11 protein-coding genes are annotated in these 12,311 nt (G+C 38.5%); all 11 read left to right on the top strand.

From position 1 onward, the window contains the following. Window positions 1–57: 57 nt before the first annotated feature. The 11 genes from V4B18_RS06345 (at window position 58) to lipA (ending at window position 12,309) form a co-directional block, all read left to right on the top strand. Entirely contained in the window at window positions 58–1,692 is a 1,635-nt protein-coding gene (locus V4B18_RS06345) for a CTP synthase (RefSeq protein ID WP_455475601.1), read from the top strand. Window positions 1,693–1,727: 35 nt separating this feature from the next. Beyond that, window positions 1,728–2,564, top strand: coding sequence for a 3-deoxy-8-phosphooctulonate synthase (gene kdsA, locus V4B18_RS06340; protein ID WP_455475600.1), 837 nt, complete (start codon window positions 1,728–1,730; stop codon window positions 2,562–2,564). Window positions 2,565–2,640: 76 nt separating this feature from the next. After that, complete coding sequence (eno, locus tag V4B18_RS06335) at window positions 2,641–3,909, top strand: phosphopyruvate hydratase (protein ID WP_455475599.1); 1,269 nt, start codon at window positions 2,641–2,643, stop codon at window positions 3,907–3,909. A gap of 86 nt (window positions 3,910–3,995) precedes the next feature. After that, window positions 3,996–4,403, top strand: a complete 408-nt coding sequence (locus V4B18_RS06330) for a TM2 domain-containing protein (RefSeq protein ID WP_455475598.1) — start codon at window positions 3,996–3,998, stop codon at window positions 4,401–4,403. A 65-nt stretch (window positions 4,404–4,468) separates the two neighbouring features. Next, complete coding sequence (locus tag V4B18_RS06325) at window positions 4,469–4,867, top strand: TM2 domain-containing protein (protein WP_455475597.1); 399 nt, start codon at window positions 4,469–4,471, stop codon at window positions 4,865–4,867. Between the two features lie 501 nt (window positions 4,868–5,368). Beyond that, window positions 5,369–5,689 (top strand): FtsB family cell division protein, encoded by a 321-nt coding sequence (locus V4B18_RS06320; RefSeq protein ID WP_455475596.1) that lies wholly within the window; start codon window positions 5,369–5,371, stop codon window positions 5,687–5,689. 121 nt (window positions 5,690–5,810) lie between these two features. After that, on the top strand, window positions 5,811–6,851 hold the full coding sequence (gene pdhA / locus V4B18_RS06315) for a pyruvate dehydrogenase (acetyl-transferring) E1 component subunit alpha (protein WP_455475595.1): 1,041 nt from the start codon (window positions 5,811–5,813) through the stop codon (window positions 6,849–6,851). A 16-nt stretch (window positions 6,852–6,867) separates the two neighbouring features. Further along, window positions 6,868–8,241 (top strand): pyruvate dehydrogenase complex E1 component subunit beta, encoded by a 1,374-nt coding sequence (locus V4B18_RS06310; protein WP_455475594.1) that lies wholly within the window; start codon window positions 6,868–6,870, stop codon window positions 8,239–8,241. A 14-nt stretch (window positions 8,242–8,255) separates the two neighbouring features. Continuing rightward, window positions 8,256–9,587, top strand: a complete 1,332-nt coding sequence (locus tag V4B18_RS06305) for a pyruvate dehydrogenase complex dihydrolipoamide acetyltransferase (RefSeq protein ID WP_455475593.1) — start codon at window positions 8,256–8,258, stop codon at window positions 9,585–9,587. Between the two features lie 222 nt (window positions 9,588–9,809). Next, window positions 9,810–11,270 (top strand): dihydrolipoyl dehydrogenase, encoded by a 1,461-nt coding sequence (gene lpdA / locus V4B18_RS06300; RefSeq protein WP_455475592.1) that lies wholly within the window; start codon window positions 9,810–9,812, stop codon window positions 11,268–11,270. Window positions 11,271–11,346: 76 nt separating this feature from the next. Beyond that, window positions 11,347–12,309: a lipoyl synthase gene (lipA, locus tag V4B18_RS06295; protein ID WP_455475591.1), complete on the top strand. Its 963-nt coding sequence runs from the start codon at window positions 11,347–11,349 to the stop codon at window positions 12,307–12,309. Window positions 12,310–12,311 lie beyond the last annotated feature (2 nt).

The following is a 12,311-nucleotide window of genomic DNA, read 5'->3' as shown; positions in this document are numbered from 1 at the left end:
TTTTTTCTGCATTTTTTACTGGAAAAATCATAACAAACTGCTTATCACCATAAGCCTATGGCACGTTATGTTTTTATTACTGGTGGTGTGGTTTCTTCCCTTGGGAAAGGCATCGCAGCAGCGGCGTTAGCCGCGTTATTACAAGCTCGCGGATATCGTGTACGGCTCCGCAAGCTTGATCCTTATTTAAATGTTGATCCAGGCACTATGTCGCCTTATCAGCATGGCGAGGTTTTTGTGACTGACGATGGTGCAGAAACGGATCTCGATCTTGGGCATTATGAGCGTTTTACTGGATATTCTGCAAGTAGCCAAGATAATATTACAACAGGACGCATTTATCGTAACATTATTGAGCGAGAGCGACGCGGTGATTATTTAGGAGCAACAGTTCAGGTTATTCCTCATGTTACGGATGAAATTAAGAAATTCATTACTACGGGAAATGAAGAGTTTGACTTTGTTTTGTGTGAAATAGGTGGAACTGTTGGTGATATTGAAGCAATGCCTTTTCTTGAAGCAATTCGTCAGCTTAGAAATGAATTGCCAAGGAATAGTGTTGTTTGTGTACATCTCACATTAATGCCTTATATCCATTCAGCTGGTGAATTGAAAACCAAACCGACACAGCATTCTGTCAAAGAGCTACAATCAATTGGTATTGCCCCTGATATTTTATTGGTGCGTGCAGATCGACCTATTCCAGAAACAGAGCAGCGCAAATTATCTCTTTTTTGTAATGTTCGTCAAAGTGCAGTTATTCAGGCATTAGATATGCCTACAATTTATGATGTTCCTTTAGCATATCATGAAGAAGGGTTAGATTCAGAGGTTCTTTCTGCTTTTGGTATTGATACAGCACCTCAACCGAAAATGGATCGTTGGAGAGATATCACGTATCGGATTCACCATCCTGAAGGAGAGGTGATAATTGCAGTTGTTGGAAAATATACAGGGCTGAAAGATGCTTATAAATCTCTTACTGAAGCGATTATGCATGGTGGATTAGCCAATAAAGTGAAGGTTAATATTGATTGGATTGATGCAGAGCTTTTGGAAAGAGAAGATCCGGTGCCTTATTTACAAAAAGTCCATGGAATTTTAGTTCCCGGTGCTTTTGGATTGCGCGGTGCAGAGGGTAAAATTCAAGCGATTCGATTTGCGCGAGAGCAAAGAGTTCCTTTTTTAGGTATTTGTTTTGGAATGCAATTGGCTTGTATAGAAGTTGCGCGTAATATTGCACATATTAAGAATGCTTCTTCTAGTGAGTTTTGCCAGACTGAGATAAAGAATCCAATTGTAGGTTTAATGACAGAATGGCTCAAAGGAGATGTCTTAGAAAAACGTACAAAATGTGGAGATCTTGGTGGTACAATGCGTCTTGGTTCTTTTGCTGCTGAATTAAAAGAAGGTAGCCATATTGCTAAAATTTATGGGATGACAAGGATTTACGAGCGACATCGTCATCGTTATGAGGTGAATATTGATTATAAAAGCACGTTGGAGCAGTGTGGTTTGATTCTTTCAGGTATGTCTCCAGATGGTATTTTGCCAGAAACGATAGAATATGCAGATCATCCATGGTTTATTGGTGTTCAATATCACCCAGAACTAAAATCACGTCCATTTGATCCACATCCACTTTTTTCTTCTTTTATTGAAGCTACTGTAGAACAAAGTAGATTGGTTTAACTGATAAATTTTGTTATTTGCTTTTGAGGAATAAAATGTTTCAACCAAATGCTGTTGTAAAAGTTGGAAATGTTATTTTTGCAAATGAAGCGCCTCTTGCCTTAATTGCGGGTCCATGTCAGATGGAAAGTCGAGATCATGCGTTTGAAATGGCTGGTCGGATAAAGACAATTGCAGATCAAGTTGGTATTGGGTTCATTTATAAATCCAGTTACGATAAAGCCAATAGGACGTCTCTTAGTGCTGCACGTGGTATCGGTCTTGAAAAAGCTATAGCTATCTTTTCTGATTTAAAAAAGGAATTTGGTTGCCCAGTTTTAACTGATGTGCATACAGAAGAGCAGTGTATTGCTGTTGCTTCAACGGTAGATGTTTTGCAAATACCTGCTTTTTTATGCCGTCAAACAGATCTTTTGGTAGCAGCCGCTAAAACGGGATGTGTTATCAATATTAAAAAAGGTCAATTTTTAGCTCCATGGGATATGGAGAATGTTTTAAAAAAAGTTACTCAAAGCGGTAATCCTAATGTTATGCTTTGTGAGCGGGGAACTTCATTCGGTTATAATCGACTTGTTTCTGACATGCGTTCATTGCCTGTTTTGCGTTCATTTGGTGCTCCTGTAATTTTTGATGCAACGCATTCTGTTCAGGAGCCAGGTGGTCAAGGCAATTCATCTGGTGGGCAGCGTCAATTTGTTGAAATTTTAGCGCGTGCAGCTGTCTCTGTTGGAGTTGCTGGTATTTTTTTAGAAACGCATCAAGATCCAGACAATGCGCCTTCTGATGGGCCTAATATGGTTAAAATTGATAATTTACAAAGATTGCTTGAGACTTTAATAAAATTTGATTGCTTATCTAAGAAAGTAAATTGAATGCACAATTTAAAGAATATTCCATCATTATGGAGTTGAAGATGAAACAGAATTTTCGTTGGATAAGGAAATTTACATGACTGTTATTGTTGATATTATTGGGCGTGAAGTACTTGATAGTAGAGGTAATCCAACGGTAGAAGTTGATGTTTACTTAGAAAATGGCATTTTGGGTCGTGCTATTGTTCCTTCTGGAGCGTCAACGGGGGGGCATGAAGCTGTAGAGCTGCGTGATGGTGGTATGCGCTACCAAGGTAAAGGTGTTGAAAAAGCGATTGCTGCAGTAAATGGGGAAATTCTTGAGGAGCTAGGTGGACGAGATGCAAGGAATCAAATAGCCATTGATCAAGCGATGATCGCTTTGGATGGAACGCCAAATAAAGAGCGTCTGGGTGCTAATGCTATTCTCGGTGTTTCATTGGCAGTTGCAAAAGCGGTAGCAGAATCGTTGCATTTACCTTTGTATCGTTATATTGGTGGTACTCAAGCGCATGTTCTTCCGACACCAATGATGAATATTATTAATGGTGGCGTCCATGCGGATAACTCTATTGATTTTCAAGAATTTATGATTATTCCCGTAGGAGCACCTACACTGAAAGAAGCAGTACGTTATGGTGCTGAGGTTTTTCATACATTAAAAAAACGTTTAAAGGATGCAGGTTATAATACTAATGTTGGTGATGAAGGTGGTTTTGCACCTCAATTGAAAAGTGCTGAGCAAGTAATTGATTTTATTATGGAATCTATAATAGCATGTGGATATAAGCCAGGAGAGCAAATTGCTATTGGCTTAGATTGTGCTTCAACGGAATTTTATAAAAATGGTTCATATTTTTATGAAGGTGAAGGAAGGTATCGTGATGTTCAAGAGCAGGTAGATTATTTAGCTCAACTTGTTAAAGCTTATCCAATTATTACAATTGAAGATGGGATGGCTGAGGATGATTGGGAGGGGTGGAAGTTGCTTACTGATTCCATTGGTAAAAAATGTCAGCTTGTTGGTGATGATTTGTTTGTCACAAGCTCGGCTCGTTTGCGCGATGGTATAAAAATGGGTGTTGCCAATTCTATCCTTATTAAAGTTAATCAAATTGGCACGTTAAGTGAGACGCTTGATGCCGTAGAAACAGCTCATAAAGCAGGTTATCGTGCCATCGTATCTCATCGTTCAGGTGAGACGGAAGATGCTTTTATTGCTGATCTTGCGGTTGCAACAAATTGTGGGCAAATTAAAACTGGTTCACTTGCACGCTCAGATAGATTGGCAAAATATAATCAGCTTATTCGCATTGAAGAAATGCTAGGAGACCAAGCACGTTATGTTGGTCATTTTCATCGTTAGTGGTTATAAGTATAAAGCATTAATTTCTATATTATTATTTAATTGCTTAATGAATATTTTTAGTAAAAATTGCATAGGGGATAAAAATGAAGGGTATAGTTATTGATCAAGATCAAGGAATTTATTTGGTTTCAGGTGATGATGGTAAGCGTTATAAATTTTCGCTTTTGGATTGGTTAGGAAAAGCTTCACCGAAGATTGGCGATACCGTTGATTTTGTATGCAATGATGATGTTATTAGTTCTGTTTTCCCATTATTGAAGAGTAAACAGTCGGGACATTCAAAAGTAGTGCTTCTTTTTGTTTGTTTTCTTTTGGGGGCATTAGGCGTTCATCGCTTTATGGTTGGTAAAGTTGGAACGGGTATTTTAATGCTTATTTTATCCTTGTCGGTTATTGGGGGGATTGTTAGTATAATTTGGGCGATTATTGATTTTATACTTATTGCGATTGGAGAATTTTCTGACAAAAGTGGGAATAAAATCGCGAATTAAGAGAATTATTAGTTCAGGCCTTTGTTTATATAATAGATGGACAGTGATTTTTGTAGGTGATAAAAATGAGAGGTGTAATTATCAGTCAAGATCAAGGAACTTATCTCGTTTCAGGTGATGATGGTAAACGTTATCAATTTGCAACTTGGGATTGGTTAGGAAAAAATCCACCTAGAATTGGTGATGCCATTGATTTTATGTGTGAAGGTGATACTGTCAGTTCTGTTTTTCCATTATTACTTCAGTATTCGGAACAATCAAGAATAATGTTCGCGCTTATTTGTTGGTTTGCTGGTGTATTTGGCGTTCACCGCTTTATGGTTGGCAAAATTGGGACAGGTATTTTAATGCTTGTTTTATCCTTGTCGATTGTTGGGCTAGTCGTTAGTGGAATTTGGGCGATTATTGATTTTATACTCATTGTGGCTGGAAGATTTTCGGATAAAAATGGACGTAGAATATAAAATTATAAATTTAAATGATTATGAATGAAATTTTATAGATAATAAAAATGGAAGGTAATTAAAATCAAGGAGCATCCTTTCATGTTAGACAATAATGAAGATTGTTATTTATTTGCAGTTTGGGATTGGCTAAGAAAATTTCACTGATTGTTTATGATTCCGTTGATTTTACGTATGATTGTGATGTTAATGGTTTTATTTGTCTGTTATTCAAGGTGCAATCAGAATAAGCAAAGATAATGCTCGTGCTCATTTGGTAATTTGCTGATGTATTTGGAGTTCATCGCTTTATAGTTGGTAAAGTTGGAACAGGTATTTTAGTGCTTGCTCCGTTTTTATTAGTTATCAGGTTGATAATTTAATTAGTAAAATTTTCTAGTTTTGTTGCAAAAAAGTTAAAGGGTGAGGGTAAGTTATTTGAGTGTTTGTATTTAGTAAGAAGGTATTAATAAAAGATATGCATATTTGATTCAAAATGTTTAAAAAAGACTGTGCTATTTTATGTGGACAAAGCAGAAACGCAGATCGGCCAAGGTGCGCTTTGTATTACCGCTTATAACTGCGGGGGTTTTGAGCTATTTTAGTTATCACATTTATCATGGTGAATATGGATTGTACTCACGTAGTGAGATTAATCAGCATATTATCGAATTAGAAGAAGAACTTCATAAAGTAGAAACTGAGCGTATGTTCATGGAAAGGCGTATCTCTCTTTTACGTGATGGGCACATTGAGAAAGATATGCTAGATGAATACATTAGAAAAAATTTAAATTTTTCTAAGCCAAATGAATTAACAATTTTAAATCCGCTCGCTGATTAGAAATTAATAAAAATCGCTTAATTTAAAATAATACCCTATGATATCATTTGAACTTGGTGATAACGCTTGTAACTTTTGTCCGTAAAGGTTATTTCTGACTAATCATAAAAGGGAGTTTAATATGGCAGAACAGTTTAAAAAAAATTCTGCGTCGGTAGCGTATCCTGCATTATCAGATACCACAAAAATAGCTCAAACCGCTAATTTTACAAAAGAAGAGGAAATTGATGCTTACCGTAAAATGCTTTTGATTCGTCGTTTTGAAGAAAAAGCGGGGCAGCTTTACGGAATGGGGCTTATTGGTGGTTTTTGTCATCTCTATATAGGACAAGAAGCTGTTGTTGTTGGAACATTGAAGGCAACAAAAGAAGGCGATCAGGTTATCACATCTTATCGTGATCATGGTCATATGTTGGCGGTGGGCATGAGTCCGCGTGGCGTAATGGCAGAGTTAACAGGACGTCAAGGTGGTTTTTCAAAGGGAAAAGGTGGTTCGATGCACATGTTCTCTAAAGAAAAGAATTTTTACGGTGGACATGGTATCGTTGGTGCGCAAGTTCCTATTGGTTCAGGTTTGGCATTTTCGAATCAATATCTTGGCAAAGATAATGTGACATTGGTTTATTTTGGTGATGGCGCTGCAAATCAGGGACAAGTTTACGAAAGTTTTAATATGGCTTCGCTTTGGAAACTTCCTGTTGTTTATATTATTGAAAACAATCAGTATGCTATGGGGACATCAGTTGCGCGTGCATCTGCAGAGACAGATTTTTCTCGTCGGGGTATTTCTTTTGAAATTCCAGGTATTGTTGTTGATGGTATGGATGTGCGCGTAGTCAAGGGAGCTGCTGATGAAGCAATTTCTTGGGCGCGTTCAGGCAAAGGGCCGATCATTCTTGATATGCAGACCTATCGTTATCGGGGTCATTCCATGTCTGATCCAGCAAAATATCGATCAAAGGAAGAAGTCCAAAAAGTAAAAGAAGAGCATGATCCGATTGATCAGGTAAAAAGTCGGATTCTAAAACAGGGTTGGGCAAGCGAAGACGATTTAAAGTCTATTGATAAAGAAGTGCGGGCAGTTGTGACTGATGCAGCAGATTTTGCGCAAAATGATTTAGAGCCAGATGCTTCTGAGCTCTATACTGATGTTTTAGTTTAATGCGAAAGGAGCGAATATGTCTATTAATGTTTTGATGCCAGCACTTTCGCCAACGATGGAAGAAGGTAAGTTATCTAAATGGCTCAAAAAAGAAGGTGATAAAGTTAATTCTGGTGATGTGATTGCTGAGATTGAAACTGATAAAGCAATGATGGAAGTAGAAGCTGTTGATGAAGGCATTATTGGTAAAATTTTTGTACCTGAAGGTTCTGAAGGCGTAAAGGTTAACAGTATCATTGCTGTATTGTTAGAAGAAGGTGAAAACGCTGAAAATATTTCACAGGCTACTGATGCTGTAAATCTTCCTCAAAAATCTGGAAAAGGGTTTTCATCTCTTTCTTCGTCCATACCTACACTCTCTGCTTTTAATATTATGGCTGATCCTGATATTCCTGTAGGGACACAAATGGTCACAATGACTGTTCGTGAAGCGCTTAATCAAGCTATGGCTGAAGAAATGCGGCGTGATGAAATGGTTTTTTTGATGGGGGAAGAAGTCGCGGAGTATCAAGGTGCTTATAAAGTTAGCCAAGGTTTATTAGAAGAATTTGGCGCGCGCCGAGTTATTGATACACCAATTACAGAGCACGGCTTTGCAGGGTTAGCTGTTGGTGCAGCGTTTGGCGGGTTGCGTCCCATTGTTGAATTTATGACATTTAATTTTGCTATGCAGGCGATCGATCAAATTATAAATTCTGCCGCAAAAACCCGTTATATGTCTGGTGGTCAAATGTCTGCTCCCATGGTTTTTCGTGGTCCTAATGGTGCGGCTGCGCGTGTTGGTGCCCAGCACTCTCAATGCTATGCGGCTTGGTATAGTCATGTACCAGGTCTTAAAGTTATTATGCCATATAACGCTGCAGATGCAAAAGGTTTGCTAAAAGCTGCTATTCGCGATGACAATCCTGTTATTTTTCTTGAAAACGAGATTTTATATGGCCATCAGTTTGATGTTCCTAAAATAGATGATTTTGTTTTGCCTATTGGTAAGGCGCGTATTCATAAACCTGGTAAAGATGTTACAATTGTGGCGTGTGGGATTGGAGTGCATTATGCTGTTCAAGCCTTGCCAGAAATTGAAAAGCTTGGTATTGATGTAGAATTGATTGATTTACGAACCATTCGCCCGATGGATCTTCCGACAATCCTTGCTTCAGTCAAAAAGACAGGTCGTTTAGTGACAATTGAGGAAGGATATCCTCAGTCATCTGTTGGAACTGAAATAGCAACGCGAGTTATGCAGCAGGCTTTTGATTATCTTGATGCGCCGGTTGCTACGATTGCTAGTAAAGATGTTCCTATGCCTTATGCTGCTAATCTTGAAAAATTGACTTTACCCAGCGCTGCTGAAATTCTTGAAGCCGTTAAGGCTGTGACTTATAAAGTGTAACGGAGGAAAGCACTATGCCCATTAAGATTACGATGCCTGCGCTTTCTCCTACGATGGAAGAGGGGAACTTATCAAAGTGGAATGTTAAGGAGGGAGATAAGGTTTCCTCTGGTGATGTTATTGCTGAAATTGAGACAGATAAGGCAACAATGGAAGTTGAGGCTGTTGATGAGGGAACGGTTGCTAAGATTATTGTTCCTGCTGGAACACAGGGAGTTAAGGTTAATACTTTAATTGCTGTTTTAGCAGAAGAAGGCGAAGATGTAACTGAAGCTGCAAAAGTTATAGAAAAAAAACTTTCTTCTTTTGCTGTCGAAGAATCAGAAAATATGAAGCGGACAGATTCAAAAGTAGTAACACAGGTATCTCATTTATCTCCAATTCAGCAATCAATACAGCAAGATAAAAAGGTTATGCGTTTTTTTGTTTCTCCTTTAGCGAGACGATTAGCAGCTCAAGCAGGTCTTGATTTATCTCTTATTTCTGGTAGCGGTCCGCATGGACGTATTATTAAGCGTGATATAGAAAAAATTGTGAGCGGTGGTGTTTTGGAAGCTTCTTCTTCATCACAAACTGAACAGTTTATAGCTACAGTTTCTTCTGACAGACAGATATTGAAGCTCTTTAAAGAGGATGAATATACATTTGCGCCCCATAATAATATGCGTGCAACAATTGCCAAACGTTTGGTTGAATCAAAACAAAAAGTACCACATTTTTACGTAACAGTAGATTGTGAACTTGATGCATTATTGGCATTACGTACGCAACTAAATGCTGCAGCTCCGATAATTAAGAGGCAAGAAGGATCTACACCTGCTTATAAAGTTTCAGTTAATGATATGGTTATTAAAGCTGTGGCACTTTCTTTAAAAGCTATTCCTGATGCTAATGTATCTTGGCTTGAAGGAGGGATGCTTCATCACAAACACTGTGACATTGGAGTTGCTGTTTCTGTTTCGAATGGGTTGATTACGCCAGTTATCCGCCATGCAGAAGAAAAATCTTTGTCAGTGATTTCAAATGAGATGAAAGATTTTATAAAGCGTGCGCGTGAACGTAAGCTAAAAATGGAGGAATATCAGGGAGGTACAACGGCTATCTCAAATATGGGGATGTATGGCGTAAAAAACTTTTCTGCTATTCTTAATCCACCACATGCGACAATTTTTGCAATTGGGGCGGGTGAACAACGTGCAGTTGTTAAAAGTGGTGCAATAACCATTGCAACAGTCATGTCAGTCACACTTTCTGTGGATCATCGTGCCGTTGATGGCGCGTTAGCAGCAGAGCTTGCTCAAACATTTAAAAAAATGATTGAAAATCCATTATCGATGTTGATTTAAGCATTTTAAAAGTGTTTCACATAATTTTGTGTGGTAGTGGTATGTTTTAATATAATAAAAGCGGATTAAAAAGCTTGAATGGTAGTGTTGTTACGTCTTCTAATTTGGTAAAAGTATTTATGTAAAGCTTAGAATGAGAGATGCGAGATAATTTTGTGTTTTTTCTTGGTTTTAAAGTTGAAGAGTACATGCCCGTTTTTGTATGTCCATGGAGGAATGACTGTGGCAAATCTTTATGATGTAATTGTGATTGGCTCGGGGCCGGGCGGATATGTAACTGCGATTCGTGCAGCGCAGTGTGGCTTCAAAACTGCGATTGTTGAGCGCGAGCACTTAGGTGGGATTTGTTTAAATTGGGGGTGCATTCCAACAAAGGCACTTTTACGCTCAGCGGAAATGAAGCATTTTGCTGAACATGCGGAAGATTATGGTTTGAAGTTTAACGGTTCAGTTGAGGCAAATATTAAGGATGTTGTGGCTCGTTCACGTGAGATCTCTGCGCGTTTAAATGCTGGTGTTAATTTTTTGATGAAAAAAAACAAAATTGATATCATTTGGGGAGAAGCAAAGCTTACTAAGGCAGCAAAAGAAAATCAGTTGGCAGAAATTACGGTTTTTCCATCATCCAAACCGGTTATGCAACCACAAAACCCAGTACCTAAAGGAACATTGGGAGAGGGGGCTTACCAAGCAAAACATATAATTATTGCAACTGGTGCACGTCCTCGTTCTCTTCCCAACATTGAGCCAGATGGAAAGCTTATTTGGACCTATTTTGAGGCTATGATTCCGCGTGCGATGCCAAAGTCACTTTTGGTAATGGGTTCTGGAGCAATTGGCATTGAATTTGCCTCTTTTTATCATGATATGGGAACAGAGGTAACAGTTGTTGAAATGATGCCCCATATTATGCCAGCTGAAGATGCTGAAATTTCAACATTTGTCCGAAAACAGCTGGAAAAAAAAGGTATCCGTATTTTTACTGAAGCAAAAGTAACAAAAGTTGAAAAAAAGTCTGATTCTATTACTGCGTATATTGATGTTAAGGGTGAGATACAAAAAATCACAATTGATCGATTGATTTCGGCTGTTGGGGTTCAGGGTAATATTGAAAATCTTGGATTAGAAGCATTAAATGTAAAAACCAATCGCGGGTGCATTGTAACTGATGAATGGGGTTGGACAGGTGTGGAAGGCATTTATGCTATTGGTGACGTAGCTGGTCCCCCTATGTTGGCACATAAAGCGGAAGAAGAAGGTGTTATATGTATTGAACGTCTTGCTGGATTGAAAAATACTCATTCGCTTGATAAGAAGAAAATTCCAGGATGTACATATTGTACACCACAGGTTGCTTCTGTAGGACTTTCAGAAGTGGCTGCAAAAGATGCAGGTTATGATATCCGTGTTGGTCGTTATTTTTTTTCAGCTAATGGAAAGGCTGTTGCTTTGGGGGAAGATCAGGGATTAGTTAAAACCATTTTTGATAAAAAAACAGGACAACTTCTCGGTGCACATATGGTAGGGGCAGAAGTAACAGAACTGATTCAAGGGTTTGTTATCGCTATGAATCTTGAGACAACCGAAGAAGAATTGATGCATACTGTCTTTCCGCATCCGACATTATCGGAAATGATGAAAGAGAGTGTGTTGGATGCTTATGGTCAAGTTTTAAATGCTTAGTGGCTGCATTGTGTGAAAAATTTTGTATTTTTTTGATTTTTCATTGGCACTCCATATCTATAAGACAGAGGCTTAAATGGTTACGGTTGTTGATAGAGTTACGAATAGGCGTTTGCGTCATCCTGAAAAGGCGCATCGCCCAGATACGATTATTCAGAAAAAGCCGGATTGGATTCGTGTAAAAGCGCCAACGTCACAAGTATATAAAGAGACATATAGTATTGTACGCACCAATAAATTAGTGACTGTATGTGAGGAAGCAGGCTGTCCAAATATTGGTGAGTGTTGGGGGCAGCGGCATGCTAGTTTTATGATTCTGGGAGAAATATGTACGCGGGCTTGTGCTTTTTGCAACGTTGCAACGGGTATTCCACTTGCAGTTGATGATGATGAGCCAGAACGTGTGGCAGATGCTGTTGCGCAGATGAAATTAAAACATGTCGTGATTACATCTGTCGATCGCGATGATCTCGCTGATGGTGGTGCACAGCATTTTGCAAAAGTTATTCACGCTATTCGTCAGAAGGCTACTAAAACAACAATTGAAGTCCTTACACCTGATTTTCGCCATAAGGATGGTGCTTTAGAGATTGTTGTAGATGCTAAGCCCGATGTTTTTAATCATAATTTAGAAACAGTACCATCTAAATACTTAAAGGTTCGACCAGGAGCACGCTATTTCCATTCAATTCGGTTGTTACAGCGTGTTAAGGAACTTGATCCAACAATTTTTACAAAATCAGGGATTATGGTTGGTCTTGGGGAAGAACGAAACGAAATTCTTCAATTAATGGATGATTTACGTTCTGCTGATGTTGACTTTATGACAATTGGGCAGTATTTGCAGCCTACACGAAAGCACCATCCAGTTATTCGTTTTGTGCCTCCTGAAGAATTTGAGTCTTTTGCCAAAATTGGTAAAGTGAAGGGTTTTTTGCATATGGCTTCCAATCCTCTAACACGTTCATCGCATCATGCGGGAGATGATTTTAAAATTTTGCAAAAAGCGCGTGACGAAAAATTTGCTTTACAGAGATAACT

The organism is Bartonella sp. B17 (assembly GCF_053795755.1).
The sequence above is the reverse complement of the archived record's forward strand: the minus strand, read 5'-3'. Positions and strand labels throughout refer to the sequence as shown.

Excerpts from the sequence above, each read along its gene's own strand:
- V4B18_RS06345 (WP_455475601.1), top strand. The coding sequence starts at position 58 with ATGGCACGTTATGTTTTTATTACTGGTGGTGTGGTTTCTTCCCTTGGG.
- kdsA (WP_455475600.1), top strand. The coding sequence starts at position 1,728 with ATGTTTCAACCAAATGCTGTTGTAAAAGTTGGAAATGTTATTTTTGCA.
- eno (WP_455475599.1), top strand. The coding sequence starts at position 2,641 with ATGACTGTTATTGTTGATATTATTGGGCGTGAAGTACTTGATAGTAGA.
- V4B18_RS06330 (WP_455475598.1), top strand. The coding sequence starts at position 3,996 with ATGAAGGGTATAGTTATTGATCAAGATCAAGGAATTTATTTGGTTTCA.
- V4B18_RS06325 (WP_455475597.1), top strand. The coding sequence starts at position 4,469 with ATGAGAGGTGTAATTATCAGTCAAGATCAAGGAACTTATCTCGTTTCA.
- V4B18_RS06320 (WP_455475596.1), top strand. The coding sequence starts at position 5,369 with ATGTGGACAAAGCAGAAACGCAGATCGGCCAAGGTGCGCTTTGTATTA.
- pdhA (WP_455475595.1), top strand. The coding sequence starts at position 5,811 with ATGGCAGAACAGTTTAAAAAAAATTCTGCGTCGGTAGCGTATCCTGCA.
- V4B18_RS06310 (WP_455475594.1), top strand. The coding sequence starts at position 6,868 with ATGTCTATTAATGTTTTGATGCCAGCACTTTCGCCAACGATGGAAGAA.
- V4B18_RS06305 (WP_455475593.1), top strand. The coding sequence starts at position 8,256 with ATGCCCATTAAGATTACGATGCCTGCGCTTTCTCCTACGATGGAAGAG.
- lipA (WP_455475591.1), top strand. The coding sequence starts at position 11,347 with ATGGTTACGGTTGTTGATAGAGTTACGAATAGGCGTTTGCGTCATCCT.